Below are 17,213 nucleotides of genomic sequence, written 5' to 3'. Positions count from 1 at the left end.
GGGTCCGGGCCCGCCGCCGCGGCGGCGAGGTGCCGGGCGCGCCGGTCCGGTTCGTCGCGGAGCAGCCCGGCGAGCGCGAGATGAGCCTCGCGCCGGGCGCCCGGGGAGGCGGAGTGGTACACGGCCGACCGAACCAGCGGATGACGGAACCGCACGTCGTCGCCGGTCCGCCGGATCAGCCCGGCCTGCTCGGCGGGCAGCCACGGTTCTTCTTCGAGGGGAGTGGGCAGTGCGGCCGGTGGGAGGGTGGCCCGGGGACGCGGGTCCTGGGGACGCGCGTCCTGGGGGAGGGAGACGACGGTCGGCGGCAACCCGGTCAGCGGCAGGGCGGCCCGTAGGAGGGCGGCCGGCGGGAGCGGGGACGTCGCAGGGAGGGAAGGCGCCGGGTCCGGGGGGTCCAGGGCGGACAGGAGCAGCAGGGCGCGGGTGGTGGCGACCGGCAGGCCGTTCAGCCCGGCGGCGAGCATCCGCGCCGTGCGGTCGGTGAGCGGGAGCGGCCCCACGAACGGCGGCCCGGCGGCCGTCTCCCGTACGGCGGCGGCCCCCGCGAACTCCACCAGGGCCGCGGGATTGCCGTCGGCCTCGTCGAGGATCCGCGTCCTGGTGCGGCCGGCCGGGCGCTGCGGCTGCCGGTCCAGCAGCCGGCCGGCGGCGGCCCGGTCGAGCGGCCCCAGGGTGAGCGTCGGCACGGTCCCGTCGAACCCCGGCAAGTGCTCACCCGCGCGGACGGCCACCAGCATGGTGACCGGTTCGCCGTCCAGCCGCCGGGCGGCGAAGGCCAGTGCCTCCAGGGAGGCACGGTCGAACCAGTGGGCGTCGTCCAGCACGACGAGCACGGGCCCCCGGCCCCCCAGCGCCGACAGCAGACCCAGTACGCCGAGCCCGAACAGCATGGGGTCGGGCGAGCCGGTCCGGCGGCGGCTGGCAGGCGCCGCCCCGGAGGCGGACGTCGGAGGACCGGCCGTACTCGCCCGCGCCCCCGTGCCCGGCCCCGCCCCGAAGGCGGCCCGCAACGCCGCGCGCTGTCCGCCGGGCAGTCCGTCCACCTCGTGGCGCACCGGCCGCAGCACCTGGTGCAGCGCGGCGAACGCCAGCCCCGACTCCGACTCGCTGCCCACCGCCCGCAGCACCCGGGCGCCGCCGGCCTCCGCCCGCCGCGCCACGTGTTCCAGCAGCGCGCTGCTGCCCATGCCCGGCGCACCGGCGACCACCACCACCGACTCCGCCGACGTCGAGGTCGACGCGGACGCCGGGTGCACCGCGCGCAACAGCCGCGCCGACTCGGCGTCCCGGCCGACGAGCGGCTCTTGCGCCCCCGGCCCGGGTCCGGCGGCCCCGTCCGGGCCGCCTGGGTGCACGTCCACGGACTCTCCAGACCAGACACTGTGGCTCCGCGATCGGGTTCGCCCGCCGCAGCCGTCCAGGCTACAAGCGCCGGTACGGGGCCGGACGCCCGACTGCGGTCAGGTGACCGATACCGCGGAGACCGGCCCCCGCCCTACGCTCGCGGCCGAACCCAGCACCCGTACCGAAGGGCACCACCGTGCGCTACCAGCCCGCCCCCGTAGTGACCACCGCGCGGGGCGCCGTCCGCGGTCTGCGCCAGGACGGCACCGTCGCCTTCCGGAGTATCCCCTACGCCGCCCCGCCGCGCGGCGCCGCCCGGTTCGCGCCGCCCCGGCCGCACGCCCCCTGGGACGGCGTACGGGACGCCACCGTGCCCGGCCCCAACGCGCCGCAGTCCGAACGCCGGCTCGGCAGCGTGGACATGTCCCCCTACTTCGGCACCGGCTGGATCAAGGGCGAGGACTACCTCACCGTCAACGTCTGGGCGCCCGAGACAGCCGGCGGCGGCCTGCCCGTCATGGTGTTCGTGCACGGCGGCGCGTTCGTCGCCGGATCGACGCGGTCCGCGCTGTTCGACGGCACCGCCTTCGCCCGCGACGGCGTGGTCCTCGTCACGCTCAACTACCGGCTCGGCATCGCCGGCTTCCTCGACCTCCCCGGCGCGCCCGCCAACCGCGGCCTGCTCGACGTGCTGGCCGCGCTGCACTGGGTGCGGGAGAACATCGCCGCGTTCGGCGGTGACCCCGGAAACGTCACCCTCTTCGGCCAGTCCGCCGGGGCGACCGTCGTCGCCGGCACCCTGGCCGACCCGGCGGCCGCGGGTCTCTTCCGCCGGGCGATCGTGCAGAGCGGCAGCGGCCTGGGCGCGTTCACCCCGGAGCAGGCCGCCCGGGTGACCGGGGCCGCGGCCGCGGCCCTGGGCGTCGCCCCGCACGCCGACGCCTTCGCGGACCTCTCCGACGACCGCCTGGTCGAGGCCGCGTCCCGGCTCGCCGGCATCGACCTGCGGACAGACACCGACATGGACCCGCTGATCGGCCTGAGCCCGTTCAGCCTGGTCCTCGGCACCCAGCCCGCCGTGTCGGTCGCGGCCGGCGCCGGCACCGGCGTCGACCTGCTGGTCGGCACCAACGCCGAGGAGGGCAATCTCTACTTGGTCCCGTTCGGCCAGTACGCCACCTCGACCGCCGAGGACGTGGCCGCCGTGGCGGCGCGGGCCCACCCCGACCCCGCGCGGCTCGTCGCGGCGTACCGTACGGCCCGGCCCGCGGCGTCCTTCGGCGAGCTGCGGTCCGCCGTCATGGGCGACGCGCTGTTCGGCGCGGGCAGCCGGGCCCTCGCCGACGCCCACGCGGCGCACCGCGCATCCGGCACGTACGCCTACGAGTTCGCCTGGCGGTCGCCCGCGCTGGACGGTCTGCTCGGCGCCAGTCACGCGGTCGAGCTGCCCTTCGTCTTCGACGTCGCCCAGCTGCCCGTGCTGCACGGCCGCACGGCGCTGCTCGGCCCCGGCCGACCGCCCGGTGACCTCGCCCGCCGCACCCACGACGCCTGGATCCGCTTCGCCACGACCGGCGACCCGGGCTGGCCCGCGTACGACCCCGCACACCGCACCACGACGCGCATCGACAGCCAGTGGACGACGACCGAAGCTCCCCACGCCGAAGAACACCGGGCCTGGACCATCCGGACCTGATCCCGCCTTCCCGCGCGGGCAGCGCCGCTCAGGGGCGCGGGCAACCGCGCGCCCAGCCCCCGCGCCCCGCGCCCGGCGACCAACCAGCACCCCCCTCACCCGCACCGTTCGGCACCCGCCAGGGCCGTACGGCACAATCGCACCCGATGAGCACCTACCGCGACCTCACCGCCCCCATCGGCTCCCGCCGAGCCACCGTGCTGCGCACGGCCGGCACCAGGGAACGCCGCTCCCACCTCACGGCCCCCCGCGTGCCCACCGTGGGCATCGACATCGGCGGCACCAAGGTGATGGCGGGCGTCGTCGACGCGGACGGCACCATCCTGGAGAAGCTCCGCGCGGAGACCCCGGACAAGTCCAAGAGCCCCAAGGTCGTCGAGGACACCATCGTCGAACTGGTCCTGGACCTCTCCGACCGGCACGACGTGCACGCCGTCGGCATCGGCGCGGCCGGCTGGGTCGACGCCGACCGCAACCGCGTCCTGTTCGCCCCCCACCTGTCCTGGCGCAACGAGCCGCTGCGCGACCGCCTGGCCGGCCGCCTCGCCGTCCCCGTCCTGGTCGACAACGACGCCAACACCGCCGCCTGGGCCGAGTGGCGCTTCGGCGCCGGCCGCGGCGAGGACCACCTCGTCATGATCACCCTCGGCACCGGCATCGGCGGCGCCATCCTGGAGGAGGGCCAGGTCAAGCGCGGCAAGTACGGCGTCGCCGGTGAGTTCGGCCACATGCAGGTCGTCCCCGGCGGCCACCGCTGCCCGTGCGGCAACCGCGGCTGCTGGGAGCAGTACAGCTCCGGGAACGCCCTGGTCAGGGAGGCCCGCGAGCTGGCCGCCGCCGACTCGCCGGTGGCGTACGGGATCATCGAGCACGTCAAGGGCAGCATCGGCGACATCACCGGCCCGATGATCACCGAGCTGGCCCGCGAGGGCGACGCCATGTGCATCGAACTGCTCCAGGACATCGGCCAGTGGCTCGGCGTCGGCATCGCCAACCTCGCCGCCGCCCTCGACCCGTCCTGCTTCGTGATCGGCGGTGGCGTCAGCGCCGCCGACGACCTGCTGATCGGTCCCGCCCGGGACGCGTTCAAACGCCAGCTCACCGGCCGCGGCTACCGGCCCGAGGCCCGGATCGTGCGCGCCCAGCTCGGCCCCGAGGCCGGCATGGTCGGCGCCGCCGACCTGGCCCGCCTGGTCGCCCGCCGCTTCCGCCGCGCCAAGCGCCGCCGCGTGGAACGCCACGAGCGCTACGAGCGCTACGCGCAGACCCGCCGTACGGAACGGGAGGCACTGTGACGGAGACCCTGCCGCACCAGAGCGAACCCGCGCGCGGGACCGAGCCCGGCACCCCGGCCGAGGACCGGCGGCACAAGGTCCGCCGCCGGGCCCTCACCCTGCTCATCATCGTGCTGCTGATCGGCGTGCCGGCCGGCTATCTGCTGATCTCCGCCGAACAGAGCCGCAGCAGCGGCCGGGACAAGGAGGAGAAGTACTCTGCGACCGGCCTGACCGAGGGCTGGCCCTCCAAGCTCCAGCGCCGCCTCTACCAGATCCCGGTCCCGCACCCCGCCGGCAAGGTCGCCTACTACGAGACGAACAACTGGAAGACGAGCCGGCTCTACGTCCAGTTCGAGACCACCGGCGCCGGACTGGACGCCTTCCTCGCGGGCGTCGGCGTCACCCGCGCCGACCTGGAGCGGGACGACATCTCCATCAGCGACCGCGATCAGCGGGTCACCGGCTGGGACTTCGCCGCGACGGGGGCCGGACAGTGGTGGGGCCTGATCCACACCCAGAAGAACCCGGCCCCCACCCAGGACATCGTGGTCAACCTCGCCAACCCGAACCTGCCGATGGTCTACGTCGTCTCGCGTACCGTCCCCTGACCGGGCCGGGGCCCGGCAGGCGTCCGGAGCCGATTGTCAGACCCCGCCCGTAGAGTCGAAGACAGCTGATCCGGCGAACGGGACGGGAGGTGACAGGACGTATGACGGACATGCCGGGCCGTGGGACGGACATGCCGGGCCGTGGGACGGACATGCCCGCGATGGACACCGCGGCGTCGGCCGGTGTCGTACGGCTCGCCGCCGTCTTCCTGCCCGCCCCGCTGCCGCGCGAGGGCCGCGTCGCCTTCTGGGACCCGGACGACGACACACCGCCTTCCGGACCCCCCGGGCTGACCGTCGTACGCCCGCACGGCAGCCGCGTACGCCGCCGGACCGTCCCCGCGCTGACCCTCCCCGTCGAGGAGGCCCTGCCGCTGCTGGTGCGGGCCCGGCACGATCCGGCCGCCCACCCGGCCACCGCCTGCTGGGGCGCCGCCGCCCTGCACGCCCTGCGGCTCGCCGCGCGGGGCCGGCTGCTGCCCGGCCTGACCGCCGACGGCCACGACGCCTGGCGGGCCGGACCCCTGGACCCGGACGACATCGCCCACCTGCGGGCCGTCGCCGCCGCCCTGCCGCCCGAGGGACACGCGGTGCCGCTGGACGGCCCGGGGCCGCTGCGGCTGCCCGAGCCGCGCGCCCTGATCCGCTCGTTCCTGGACGCGGTCACCGACACGCTGCCCCGCACCCCGGCCGCGCCGTACGCGCTGGGCCTGCCGTTCGCCGCCCGCCCGGCCCAGCGGCTGCCCGGCGCCCGGGACTGGGCCGCCGAGGTCGCCGCCGGCATGGACGCGGGCGTGCGGATCTCGCTCCGCCTGGACCTGTCGCCGTTCGACCTGTTCGACACCTCGGGACACTCCGAGCGACCGGGACAGGGCGGCGACGGAGGTGCCGCCGACACCGGGCGCGGGCGGGCGGCGGGTGCCGCGGTGGTCCAGGTGCACAGCCTCGCCGACCCCACCCTGGTGGCCGACGTGGCGGACCTGTGGTCGGGCGCGGCGGACCCCGCCTTCGGCCCACGTGCCCGGGTCGACGCGGCCCTCGCGGTCCGGCGCGCCGCCCGGATCTGGCCACCGTTGGACCGGCTCACCGAGCAGGACGTGCCCGACATCCTGGCCCTGTCCGAGGACGAGCTGACCGACCTGCTCGGCGTCGCGGCCACCCGGCTGGCCACCGCCGGGGTCGCCGTGCACTGGCCGCGCGACCTGGCCCAGGACCTGACCGCGTCGGCGGTGGTGCGGCCCGCGCCCGGTTCGGCGACCGACGGCACCGGCTTCTTCGAGAGCGCCGACCTGCTCCGGTTCGGCTGGCAGCTGGCCCTCGGCGGCGACCCGCTCACCGAGGCCGAGATGGACCGGCTGGCCGAGGCCCACCGCCCGGTGGTCCGGCTGCGCGACCGCTGGGTGCTGGTCGACCCGGCCCTGGTCCGCCACGCCCGCAAACGCGACCTGGGCCTGCTCGACCCGGTCGACGCGCTGTCCGTGGCGCTCACCGGCAGCGCGGAGGTCGACGGCGAGACGGTGGAAGCCGTGCCGGTCGGCGCGCTGGCCGCGCTGCGCGACCGGCTCACCGCCGGCCTCACCCCGGCCGCACCGCCCCCGGGCCTCGCCGCCACCCTCCGCGACTACCAGCTCAGGGGCCTGGCCTGGCTGGACCTGATGACCTCGCTCGGCCTCGGCGGCTGCCTCGCCGACGACATGGGCCTCGGCAAGACGGTCACCCTCATCGCCCTGCACCTCAAGCGGGCCCGCCCCGAGCCCACCCTCGTCGTCTGCCCCGCCTCCCTGCTCGGCAACTGGCAGCGGGAGATCACCCGGTTCGCCCCCGGCGTCCCGGTCCGCCGCTTCCACGGCCCCGACCGCACCCTGGACGGTTTGGACGGACCGGACGGACCGGACGGACCGGACGGACCGGCCGGGTCGGCCGGCGGATTCGTCCTCACCACCTACGGCACCATGCGCTCGGCGGCGGCCACCCTGGCCGACCGGCCCTGGGGCATGGTCGTCGCCGACGAGGCGCAGCACGTCAAGAACCCCTACTCGGCGACGGCGAAGGCCCTGCGCACCATCCCGGCCCCGGCCCGCGTCGCCCTCACCGGCACCCCGGTGGAGAACAACCTCTCCGAGCTGTGGGCCCTGCTCGACTGGACCACCCCCGGCCTGCTCGGCCCCCTGAAGTCCTTCCGCGCCCGGCACGCCCGCGCGGTGGAGACCGGCGAGGACGAGGAGGCGGTGGCCCGGCTGGCCCGCCTGGTCCGGCCGTTCCTGTTGCGCCGCCGCAAGTCCGATCCCGGCATCGTCCCCGAACTGCCGCCGAAGACCGAGACGGACCACCCTGTGCCGCTCTCCCGCGAACAGGCGGCGCTGTACGAGGCGGTGGTGCGCGAGTCGATGGCCGTCATCGAGAGTGCGGAGGGCATCGCCCGCCGGGGACTGGTGCTGAAGCTGCTGGGCGCGCTGAAGCAGATCTGCGATCATCCCGCGCTCTACCTCAAGGAGAACCCCAAGGAGGACTCCCGGCAGCAGGGCGACGCCGCCGCCCGCTCCGGCAAGCTGGCCCTGCTCGACGAACTGCTCGACACGGTGCTCGCGGAGGACGGCTCGGTGCTGGTCTTCACCCAGTACGTCGGCATGGCCCGGTTGCTCACCGCCCACCTCACCGCCCGCGCGGTCCCCGTCGAGATGCTGCACGGCGGCACCCCGGTGCCGGAGCGCGAGCGGATGGTCGACCGCTTCCAGGACGGCGCCACCCCGGTCCTGGTGCTGTCCCTGAAGGCGGCGGGCACCGGGCTCAACCTCACCCGGGCCGGCCATGTCGTCCACTTCGACCGCTGGTGGAACCCGGCCGTCGAGGAACAGGCCACCGACCGCGCCTACCGCATCGGCCAGACCCAGCCGGTCCAGGTGCACCGCCTGGTCACCGAGGGCACGGTGGAGGACCGCATCGCCGAGATGCTCGCCGCCAAGCGGGCGCTGGCCGACGCGATCCTCGGCTCCGGTGAGTCGGCCCTCACCGAACTGACCGACCGTGAGCTGTCCGACCTGGTGTCCCTGCGGAGGCCGTCATGACCCCCCGCCCCGCCGACGAGGCCCGCCGTGCCCTGCGCGCGGCACGGGAACGCGCGGGGGGTCCGGCGACCCGCGAAGAACCGGCCACGACAACGCCGCCACCACCATCGGCTCCTAGCCCCACCCCCACCCCCATCCGCGCCCCCGCAGTTCCGGTCCAGGAGCCGCCCGGCGCCGTCCCCCGGCCAGGCGACGCCGCCCGCGAGGCGCTGCGTCGCGCGTCGGCCGAGGAGGATGTGGCGGCCCAGGACTCGGATGTGGCGGGGAGCGCGGCTTCGGCCACCGCTCCCGAAGGACACGCGGCGCAGGTCCGACCCGGGGACGGTGCGCGAGAGGCGCTGCGGGCCGCTCGCCGGGAGACCCGCCGGTCCCAGCCGCCCGCGCCCGCGCGCAAACGCGCCGCCGTACGCCGCCCTTCCCACCCGGAGTCCGTCGCGGACGCCCGCGCCCGCACCGTACGCGACCTGCTGGCGAACGCCTTCCGCCCACCCTTCGACGACTTTGACGACTCCGGCGACTCCGGCGACACCGGCGACTCCGGCGACACCGGCGACACCGGCGACACCGGCGACACCGGAGCCTCCGCCGCCCCGGCCGTCCCCGAGGTGGCATCAGCCCCCGCCCCGGAAGCCCCCGCCCCGGAGCCGACCGTCCTCGACACCCCAGACGGGCCCGCGCCCCCCACCCTTCACCCTTCCCTTCCCCCTTCCCGTAGCCGTGCCCGTTCCGGTTCCATGGCCGCCCCCGCCCGGGACGGCGAGCTGCGGCGCACCTTCCCCGCGCTGCCGCCGGGACCGTCGACGGGAGAGGGGTTCGCCGAGACCTGGTGGGGCAACGCGTGGGTGGCCGCGCTGGAGGAAGGCGCCCTGGACGCCGGACGGCTGGCGCGGGGCCGGGCCTACGCCGAGCGGGGGCACGTCGACGCCATCACCGTCACGCCCGGACTCGTCCTCGCCTACGTCCAGGGCAGCCGCCCCCGGCCGTACCGCGTGCAGGTGCGGCTGCGCACGCTGGCCGACGCCGACTGGGAACGGTTCCTCGACGCCGCCGCCGAACGGCCGGGGCACATCGCCGCCCTCCTGGACAAGGAGCTGCCGCAGTCGCTGGCCGACTGCGGCGTTCCCCTGCTCCCCGGCCCGGGGGACCTCGCCCCGCAGTGCAACTGCCCCGACTCCGGCCACCCCTGCAAGCACGCCGCCGCGCTCTGCTACCAGACGGCACGGCTGCTCGACGCCGATCCGTTCGTGCTGCTCCTGCTGCGCGGCCGGGGCGAGCGCGAGTTGCTCGACGCCCTGTCCCGGCTGAGCGCCGCCCGCGCGGCCCGCGCCGCCCAGGACCGGGACCCGGCAGGACTGCTGGGGGTCCGGGCCACCGAGGCCCTCGCCCCACGCGCCCTTCCGCCCCTCCCGCCGCCGTTGCCCGCGCCCCCGCACCCCGAACAGCCGCCCGCCTACCCGGCGGCCCCCGGCGGTCCCGACCCCTTCGCCCTGGACCAGTTGGCCACCGACGCCGCCGCCCGCGCCCACGCCCTGCTCAGCACGGGCCGGGACCCGGCCGACGGATTCACGCTGTGGCAGGACGCGGTACGGCTGGCCGCCGCCCGCCCCGGTTCCGGCCTGACCGCCGGCAGCCGCGCCCTCTACTCCGCGCTGTCCCGGGCGGCCGGCCGGGACCCGGCCGAGCTGGCGCGCGCGGTGGCCGCCTGGCGACAGGGCGGCCCGGCGGGCCTCAGCGTCCTGGAGGAACCCTGGGACCCGCCGGCCGGCCGTTTCGACCGGGCCCGGCCGCTGCTGCTCGCCGCCGACCTGCCCGCGTTCCGCCCGTGGCGCAACCGCCTCACCCACCCGCGCGGCCAGGTCCAGCTCCGGCTGGGCCGGACCGGCCTGTGGTATGCCTACGAGTCGGAGCCGGGCCACGACGACTGGTGGCCCCGGGGCACCCCGGACCTGGACCCGGTCGGCGCCCTCACCGGCCTCGGGACGTCCGACGACGCCTGATCGATCAATCCGCGAAGGGCTCGCGCCGCACCCAGCCGTGAACGGAGGCGGTCACCGGCCGCCGGTCGTCAGCAGGTGCGGCCGACGTAGTGCGCGCCCTGGATCTTGGCCGCCGACCCCAGCCAGGTCCGGCCGGGGGCGACACAGCGTTCGTAGTCGGCCGCGTGCGCGACCTCGACCTTGATGACGACGTGGGAGCCGTCCGAGGTGCAGTGGCGGTAGAAGGCGTCGGCGCTGGTCTCGTAGAACCCGCACGGGTCGGCGGCCGCGGGGGTCGCCGTGACGGCCACCGCGCCCAGGGCGGTGAGCGCGAGGGCCGCGGCGGCGAGCGGGCTGGTCACCAGGTGTCGGATACGCACAAGGACTCCTTGATCGAAACAGGGACGATTCTCAGGATCGACGTCCGGCACCGGTTCGCCGAGGCGGGCCGGCGCGGACGTCGTCCCTGAGAATCCCAGCCCGGCGCCGGGCGGCCGGCGCGAGTGGTGTGCGTTCACCCGGAAGGGTGCGTGCCGTCTAAACCTGGACCAGGCGCCAGCGGTTGTCGGCACTGCCGTCGTCCGCGTCCTGGACGGCGAAGGCGCCGACCGCGGTGGAACCGTTCTGGACGGCGAGCAGTTTCCCGCTGTGCGCGTTGCGGACCTGGTAGGTGTTGTCGCCCTGGTCGAGCAGGAGCCAGCGGTGGTCGGCGGTGCCGTTGTCCGTCCACTGGAGGACGGCGGCGCCGTCGGCGGTGGACATGTCGAGCACGCCGAGCACCTTGCCGCTGTGGACGTTGCGCAGGCGGTGGGCGTCGCCGTCCGGGATCAGGTCCCAGTCGTGGTCGGCGGTGCCGGAGTCGGTCCACAGCAGCGCCCGGCCGCCGTCGGCGGTGGACATGTCCTGGATGCCCAGCACCAGGCCGCCGGCCGCATTGGCCAGCCGCACGGGCGTACGGCCACGGCCGCCGGTGTTCCAGTAGACGGTGTAGTGGTGTCCGTGCGCGTCGTGGAACGGGCCGAGGGGCACGGTGGCGCCGTCGGCGGTGGCGGTGAAGGCGAGCGCGGTGGAACTGGTCCGCCGGATCGACGCCGTGTCGAGGGCGGGGAGGGACGTGAGGGCGGTGTCGCCGTAGTTCCCGGACAGGACGACCGGGCCGTGCGTGACGGCGGCGGTGTCCGGGTCGTCGTTGGCCGGCCGCACGACGGTGCGCATCGGCAGGCGGACCGTGACGGTGTCGCCGGAGGTCCATGACCGGGTCAGGGTCGCGTAGCTCCCGGGGGTGGTGGTGATGTCCTGCGCGACGCCGTTGACGCCGATGGTGGCCCCGGTGGTCCAGCCGGGGATGCGGATGCGCAGCGCCCAGGCGCCGCCCACCGTGCCGGTGACGCGCAGGGTCGTGGTGTCGCTCGCCGGGTACGTGGTGGACTGGGTGACGGTGATGCCGCGCTGGGTCCAGGTGAGGACCGAGGGGACGAACAGGTTCACGGTCAGGGTGGTGCCGGCGTGGTAGTAGACGGAGTCCATCAGCCGGGTGTGCATCTCCAGGCCGGTGCCCTGGCAGCACCAGAAGGTGGTGTAGTCGGTGCTCCAGGTACCGCCGCCCCAGGCCGGACCCACCCCGCGCCGGCCGCCGGGCCTGAGCGGGGTGAAATAGGTGACGTGGCCGTGCGGGTCGGCCGGGTTCTGCTGGCCGATCAGGTGGTTCAGCCAGGCCTGCTCGTAGAAGTCGAACAGCGCGGCCCGGTCCGGGGTGAGTGCGAACAACTCCCGGGTCAGGCGGAGCATGTTGACGGTGTTGCAGCTCTCGCAGGTGTCGTTCAGCAGGTATCCGGCGATGGCGTTCGGGGCGCGGAAGTGTTCGGCCTGGCTGTTGCCGCCGATGGCGTAGGTGTGCGCGCCGACGCAGTGGTTCCAGGCGTTGGTGGCGATGTCCCGGTAGCGGGTGGTGCCGGTGGCCTTGTACTCCCGTATCGCCCCGATCCACTTGGGCACCTGGGTGTTGGCGTGCAGTCCGGCCAGGGCGTCCTGGTTCGCGGCCAGGGGGTCGAACACCGCGGCGTGGTCGAAGCGCTGGGCGACGGTGAGCCAGCGCGCGTCGCCGGTCTGCTGGCAGAGGTCGGTGAGGACCGCGTTCATGCCGCCGAACTCCGTGTCCAGCATGGCCTGTCGCTGTGCCGCGGTCAGCCGGCCGGTGCGGGTGTCGACCCAGCCGGCCAGGGCCAGCAGTACGTCACGGGCCTGGGTGCTGCCGAGGTGGCGCCACACGTCCAGCAGGCCGGTAAGGGTCTTGTGGACCGTGTAGTACGGCACGTTGCCGTTGCTCAGCGTCCGGGCCTCCAGGGCGGTGAAGTCGGACTCGGGGTAGCCGCAGAGGTATCCGGCGGTGAATCCGGCGGCGCTGTTGTTGGCCTGGCACTTGGCGAGCTCGGCCACCATGTACAGGGCCTTGTCACGGGCGACGGTGTCCCCGGTCACCGCGTACAACTGCGCCCAGGCGGTGAGGAAGTGACCCTGGACATGGCTGCGGAAAGGGAAGTCGGGTGCCTCCCAGCCGCCGGTGGCGGCGGCGCCCTTCGTGGCCAGGCCGTGGTTGGCCCGGAAGTTGTACAGCAACCGGTCGACGTCGACGAACCGCAGGTAGGCGGCGGTGCGGTGCTGGTTGTCCAGCCATCGGCTCGCGGTCAGCCGGACCTGACCGAGGGCGAAGGGGAAGGCCAGGGCGCCGATGTCGGGCCTGGCCGGGGAGATCGCCGCCTGGGCGGAAGAACCGCCGAGAACCGGACCCGCGGCGGTCGCCGCGGCCGTCGCCCCGGCCGCCTGGAGGACCCGTCTCCTGCTCAGGGACGAGGAAGAAGACGAGGACGAAGACGAAGACGAAGAGGGGGAGGGGGAGGGGGAGGGGGAGGGGGAGGACACGAAATCACCCTTTGCGGGGAGGGGAAGCCGAGTTCATGGGTGGTGCGCGGTGACGTACGTTCGGTATATCGAACGTTGTTCGGAGAAGTGTCGTGACCATAGAGGGGCGAACAACAGGCCGTCAATGCCCCGTGATGTCCACGAAAAGTATGGACGTGTCCGTGACATAGCTGCGGTCTGGTCATCCTCGTTCGCGGAGTTGCCCGACGCCGAGCACTCGGCCCGCGTCGATCCCGACACCGCGCGCGGAGTGGTTCGCCGGGCTGCGCCGGGTCCGCCCGCCTCAGCGGGAGACGGCGGGCGGATTCCCCTCGCCTTCGACCACCGTCCGGGACGGGCGGGCCGGGCGCCCAGGGTCAGGGCCGCGACGTTGAGTTTCCGGCCACCGCCCGGCTCGCGGACGCTGCGGGTCATGCGCTACCTCTGGGGTGGGTGGACGGGAGACGGCAGTTCACCGTTCCTGGGACAGTTGCAGCAGGTCGGCGAAGGTGCCGCCGGCGTGGACCAGGTCGTCGTAGCCGCCCTGTTCGGTGAGGCGGCCCTGTTCCATGACGACGATGTGGTCGGCGATCCTGGTGTTCTCCAGGCGGTGGGTGACGACGATGGTGATGCGGTCGGCCGCGATGGCCTTGATCCGCTCGAAGACGGCGTGCTCGCCACGCGGGTCCATCTGCGAGGTGGGTTCGTCCAGGATCAGCAGCGGCGGACGCCGGTACAGGGCCCGGGAGCAGGCCAGCCGCTGCCACTGGCCGCCGGAGAGTTCGGTGCCGCCGAAGATCTCGCGGGCGAGCAGGGTGTCGAGGCCGGCGGGCAGTTCCTCGATCGCCTCGCGCAGGCCGACCGCGTCGACGGCCGCCCACACCTCACGGTCGTCGTGGCCGCGGGGCTGGCCGAGGGTGACGTTCTCCCGGGCCCGCAGCGGCCACTGGGCGAAGATCTGCGGCACCAGTCCGGTGCAGGCCCAGACGGTGGCCGGGTCGGCGTCCGCGAGGTCGGTGCCGTTCCAGGTCACCCTGCCCTTGTCGGCGAGGTAGATGCCGGTGATCAGCCGGGTCAGGGTGCTCTTGCCGGAGCCGTTCACCCCGACGACGGCCAGGATCTCACCGCGCCGCAGGGTGAGGGAGACGCCGTCCACCGCGGGGCGGTCCTTGCCGGGATACCGGTAGACCACCTCCTCCAACCGGATCTCCGCCACCGGCGCGGTGACCGCCGACGCCCCGCGGCGCGGCGCCCGGGCGGCGGCGTCGTCGAAGAACGCCTGCATGTCACCGAGGTAGAGGCTGGTGTGGAAGACGGCCGCACCCTCGATCACCAGCTGGGACAGCGCGGTCAGTGTGGTCTGCACGGCCACCACCGCGGTGGCGGCCACGGCCGGCGCGATCCGCCCGGTCACCGTCAGCCAGGCCAGCGTCCCCCAGGTCGCGGCGAGGAACCCGCCGCCCGCGAGCGAGGCCAGCAGCGCGATCCGCAAGGTCCGGGGAGCCGCGGCCGTCGTGCGCCGGTCGACCCGTTCGGACAGCGCCCGGTACCAGTGCAGGAGGTAGTCGGTCATGCCGTTGGCGCGGACCTCGTCGCCGTACTTCGGTGTGGTGGCCCACCAGCGGGTCATGCCGCGGACGTTGCGGTCGGCGATGTTCGCGTAGTGGATCTCGTAGTCCACCCGGGCGGTGAGGACCGCGCCGATGCCGGCCGGGGCGACGGCCAGCAGGAGCAGCGGCAGCATCAGCGGGTGCAGCACGGAGACGACGACACCGGCGGTGACCAGCCGGATCAGCGCGGACATGAACCGCTGGGCGTCCATGACCATGACGTGGGTACGGGTCACGCCCATCTCCGCCGCCTCCTGGCGGTCGGAGAAGCCGTCCTCCGCGTAGGCGGCGGCCTCCACCCGGCAGACGGCCGCCACCAGCGCGGTGTCCATCGCGGTGGTCAGCCGCGGGGTGACGCGCCGCTCGGCGTACCGGGCCACGGCCACCGACGTACGGGTCACCGCGCCGGCCGCCGCGACGACGGCCAGCGCGGGCAGCGCCGCGCGCAGCCGGTCCGGCACGGCGCCGGTCCCGAGGAGCGGGGTCATCGCCCGGGCGGTCGCGGTCAGCAGCACGGCGGCCGCCGCGCCGGTGGCCAACTGGCAGGCCAGCAGCAGGAGTACGGCCCGGCGGTCGATCGCCCAGGCCAAACCCGCGATCCGGGCCAGGACGGACGGCAGCCGCGCGCACAGACGCAGGAATCCCGCCTGCCCCAGCGGGTTGACGGAGTACTGCCCCGAGTAGGTGATCTCCGCGGGCGGTGGTGGCTGCACGGGTCGGGTTGTCGAGGTCAACTGCACGCCTCCTTGCGGCGAGTTGAGGCCGGAAACAGGGCCGGGAACGGGACCGGCACGCACTCAACGACCCGGACCCCGCTGCCGAACACACGTGTTTTGGCCGGACCGCGAACCCCCGTTCCGCACGGCACCGGAAGATGCCCGTCGCACCGACCCGCCGCGCACAAGGGCCGGGCCCGCGACGTCGGTGGCCGAAACGCGGAGGGCGGGGCGGTCACCGGGGCCGCGGCTCATGCCCTCCGCCCCGGCCGGCGGCCGCCGCGCCCTGCCCTGGGGCCGCCGTACGACGGCACGCCTCGGTGCGAAATACTCTCCCGATGAGTGCACGCACGTCCCCGACCGGCCGGCCGATCACCATTCGGAGGGCCGTCGCGCGGGATGCCAAACGGCTCACGCGGCTCGTGCGGGGCTCAGGCGCCTACGCGGGCAAGTACGCGGCCGCGGTCGCGGGCTACCGGGTCGGGCCGGATTACCTCGAGGCCCACCGCGTCTTCGTGGCCGTCGGCGCCGACGAGCAGGGCGGCCGGGTGCTCGGGTTCTACTCGCTCGTCCTCGCTCCGCCGGAGCTCGACCTGCTGTTCGTCGCCGACGACGCGCAGGGCCGGGGGATCGGACGGCTGCTCGTCGCGCACATGCGGTCCGAGGCCCGTGCCGCCGGGCTCGACCGGGTCAGGGTCGTGTCGCATCTTCCCGCCGAGGGCTTCTACCATCGCGCCGGTGCGGTGCGGGTCGGGACCGTGCGCGCGAACCCGCCCGCCGTGCCGTGGGACCGTCCCGCATTCGAGTTTCACGTTTCTCCGGAATGACGCGGTGTGCGGCGCCGTCATTGCCCCTGGTAGCCGAAAACGCGGTCGAAGCGCCGTGCGGCCGGGTCCTGGCGCCGGATCGCCCAGACCACGGAGGCGGATTCCATGGCGCCGCCGAGGTCCTCGTCCCCGCACGTCCAGCCGGCCAGGCACTCCCAGTCGTCGCCGTCCTCGCCCTCCAGGAGCTCCTGCACTTCGCTGTCGGCCGGGTTGCCGCCGAGCGTGATGAACCCGTGCAGGTCCACGTGGTGCGGATCGGTCGCTCGCTGCCAGGTCTCGGCGAGCATGTGGGCGGTGTCCTGCTGCTCGCTGTCGCGCTCCTCGCCCCACCGTTGCGCGGCGAAATCGTAGGAGTCGGGAGCGGAGAGACCCGACCCGACCATCCGCAGGGGCCGCTCCCGGTACGGGGCCCGGGCGGAAGACGGTTCGGCGTCGGGGCGGGCAGTCGTCGGTGTCCCGGCCGGGACATAGCACGCGGAGGCGTCGCCATCGCCGCGACCGTCGTCGATCCAGGCGAAGAAGAGCAGGTGGCCGTCGGCCGGCAGCGGGAGGTCGGTGGCACCGGCCGGCAGCAGGGCGCAGTCGATGGAGAAGACGAAGGGAAGGGACGCCTCCGGGGCGTCGTGCGGCAGCAGGGGAGAACCGCCCATCCGGCCCACGCACAGCGGTCCGTCCCCCTCGGCCAGATGGATCGCGGGGCGGACGCCGCGGATGAACGCCTCCACGTCTTCGGAGGGTAAGTTCCGGGCGGCTGCCTGGGGGCGGAAGAGGTCCGCCGCGGCCGCGAGCTTGTTCTCGAACATGGAGAGCACCCTAGGGCCTTCCGGAGCGGAGGGCGGCCGAGGAGAGGGCGTACTGAACGAAGTTTCGAAGGAGTGCGTGAACACCGTGTCGCCGGGCACAAGGGCTACCGCACCGAGGTCCTGGCAGGCGGAGCTGGTCGGGACCCACCAACCAAGGGTCGAATGGGGTTTTGAAATGATCATTCTTGGACTGATTCTGCTGATCATCGGTCTGCTTGTCGGCATGGGTCTGCTGACGACGATCGGCGGCATCCTCATTCTGGTGGGCGCCATCCTGTGGATCCTGGGCGCGACCGGTCGCGCGGTCGGTGGCCGCAAGCACTTCTTCTGAGCCGGAGAGGCAGGCGGGAACCACGCGACCGCGCCGCGGACCAGGCCGTCGACGGCCTG

The 17,213-nt window shown here is 74.6% G+C and carries 12 protein-coding genes; 7 read left to right on the top strand and 5 right to left on the bottom strand.

Translation table 11 applies throughout. From position 1 onward, the window contains the following. The coding region (locus ACTT8P_RS35035; RefSeq protein WP_442835834.1) for an AAA family ATPase at window positions 1-1,364 on the bottom strand (1,364 nt) is incomplete at its 3' end. 179 nt (window positions 1,365-1,543) lie between these two features. Here ACTT8P_RS35035 and ACTT8P_RS35030 point away from each other — a divergent pair. From ACTT8P_RS35030 to ACTT8P_RS35010, 5 genes are all read left to right on the top strand, one after another. After that, window positions 1,544-3,043, top strand: a complete 1,500-nt coding sequence (locus ACTT8P_RS35030; protein ID WP_442835833.1) for a carboxylesterase/lipase family protein — start codon at window positions 1,544-1,546, stop codon at window positions 3,041-3,043. Window positions 3,044-3,189: 146 nt separating this feature from the next. Beyond that, window positions 3,190-4,338 carry an ROK family glucokinase gene (locus tag ACTT8P_RS35025; protein WP_442835832.1) on the top strand — a complete coding sequence of 383 codons (1,149 nt, stop codon included), beginning with the start codon at window positions 3,190-3,192 and terminating at the stop codon, window positions 4,336-4,338. Continuing rightward, the gene (locus tag ACTT8P_RS35020) at window positions 4,335-4,928 is read left to right on the top strand and encodes a sugar kinase (RefSeq protein WP_442835831.1); all 594 of its coding nucleotides are present in this window, start codon (window positions 4,335-4,337) and stop codon (window positions 4,926-4,928) included. Before ACTT8P_RS35025 ends, ACTT8P_RS35020 begins: the two co-directional genes overlap by 4 nt. 131 nt (window positions 4,929-5,059) lie before the next feature. After that, window positions 5,060-7,993, top strand: coding sequence for a DEAD/DEAH box helicase (locus tag ACTT8P_RS35015; protein WP_442835836.1), 2,934 nt, complete (start codon window positions 5,060-5,062; stop codon window positions 7,991-7,993). After that, the gene (locus ACTT8P_RS35010) at window positions 7,990-9,990 is read left to right on the top strand and encodes an SWIM zinc finger family protein (RefSeq protein WP_442835830.1); all 2,001 of its coding nucleotides are present in this window, start codon (window positions 7,990-7,992) and stop codon (window positions 9,988-9,990) included. The genes ACTT8P_RS35015 and ACTT8P_RS35010 overlap by 4 nt, the downstream gene beginning before the upstream one ends. A gap of 68 nt (window positions 9,991-10,058) precedes the next feature. Here the strand turns inward: ACTT8P_RS35010 and ACTT8P_RS35005 are convergent, their stop codons facing one another. The 3 genes from ACTT8P_RS35005 to ACTT8P_RS34995 form a co-directional block, all read right to left on the bottom strand. Further along, window positions 10,059-10,349 (bottom strand): DUF6355 family natural product biosynthesis protein, encoded by a 291-nt coding sequence (locus tag ACTT8P_RS35005; RefSeq protein ID WP_442835829.1) that lies wholly within the window; start codon window positions 10,347-10,349, stop codon window positions 10,059-10,061. 157 nt (window positions 10,350-10,506) lie between these two features. Further along, entirely contained in the window at window positions 10,507-12,813 is a 2,307-nt protein-coding gene (locus tag ACTT8P_RS35000; RefSeq protein ID WP_442835835.1) for a beta-L-arabinofuranosidase domain-containing protein, read from the bottom strand. Between the two features lie 526 nt (window positions 12,814-13,339). After that, the gene (locus ACTT8P_RS34995; protein WP_442835828.1) at window positions 13,340-15,217 is read right to left on the bottom strand and encodes an ATP-binding cassette domain-containing protein; all 1,878 of its coding nucleotides are present in this window, start codon (window positions 15,215-15,217) and stop codon (window positions 13,340-13,342) included. A gap of 314 nt (window positions 15,218-15,531) precedes the next feature. On the opposite strand from ACTT8P_RS34995, the gene ACTT8P_RS34990 reads away from it, so the two are divergent. Continuing rightward, the gene (locus ACTT8P_RS34990) at window positions 15,532-16,020 is read left to right on the top strand and encodes a GNAT family N-acetyltransferase (protein ID WP_442835827.1); all 489 of its coding nucleotides are present in this window, start codon (window positions 15,532-15,534) and stop codon (window positions 16,018-16,020) included. A 17-nt stretch (window positions 16,021-16,037) separates the two neighbouring features. Here ACTT8P_RS34990 and ACTT8P_RS34985 read toward each other — a convergent pair whose 3' ends face one another. Further along, window positions 16,038-16,823, bottom strand: coding sequence for a DUF1963 domain-containing protein (locus tag ACTT8P_RS34985; protein WP_442835826.1), 786 nt, complete (start codon window positions 16,821-16,823; stop codon window positions 16,038-16,040). Between the two features lie 76 nt (window positions 16,824-16,899). Between ACTT8P_RS34985 and ACTT8P_RS34980 the strand changes: the two genes are divergently transcribed. Further along, the gene (locus tag ACTT8P_RS34980; RefSeq protein ID WP_442835837.1) at window positions 16,900-17,154 is read left to right on the top strand and encodes a hypothetical protein; all 255 of its coding nucleotides are present in this window, start codon (window positions 16,900-16,902) and stop codon (window positions 17,152-17,154) included. Window positions 17,155-17,213 lie beyond the last annotated feature (59 nt).

Origin of the sequence: Streptomyces sp. JW3, assembly GCF_052216785.1 — a bacterium.
GTDB lineage: Bacteria > Actinomycetota > Actinomycetes > Streptomycetales > Streptomycetaceae > Streptomyces.
Note: the sequence above shows the minus strand (reverse complement) of the source record. Positions and strands in the feature narration are given on the sequence as shown.

Excerpts from the sequence above, each read along its gene's own strand:
- ACTT8P_RS35025 (WP_442835832.1), top strand. The coding sequence starts at position 3,190 with ATGAGCACCTACCGCGACCTCACCGCCCCCATCGGCTCCCGCCGAGCC.
- ACTT8P_RS35015 (WP_442835836.1), top strand. The coding sequence starts at position 5,060 with ATGCCGGGCCGTGGGACGGACATGCCCGCGATGGACACCGCGGCGTCG.
- ACTT8P_RS34985 (WP_442835826.1), bottom strand. The coding sequence starts at position 16,823 with ATGTTCGAGAACAAGCTCGCGGCCGCGGCGGACCTCTTCCGCCCCCAG.
- ACTT8P_RS35010 (WP_442835830.1), top strand. The coding sequence starts at position 7,990 with ATGACCCCCCGCCCCGCCGACGAGGCCCGCCGTGCCCTGCGCGCGGCA.
- ACTT8P_RS34990 (WP_442835827.1), top strand. The coding sequence starts at position 15,532 with ATGAGTGCACGCACGTCCCCGACCGGCCGGCCGATCACCATTCGGAGG.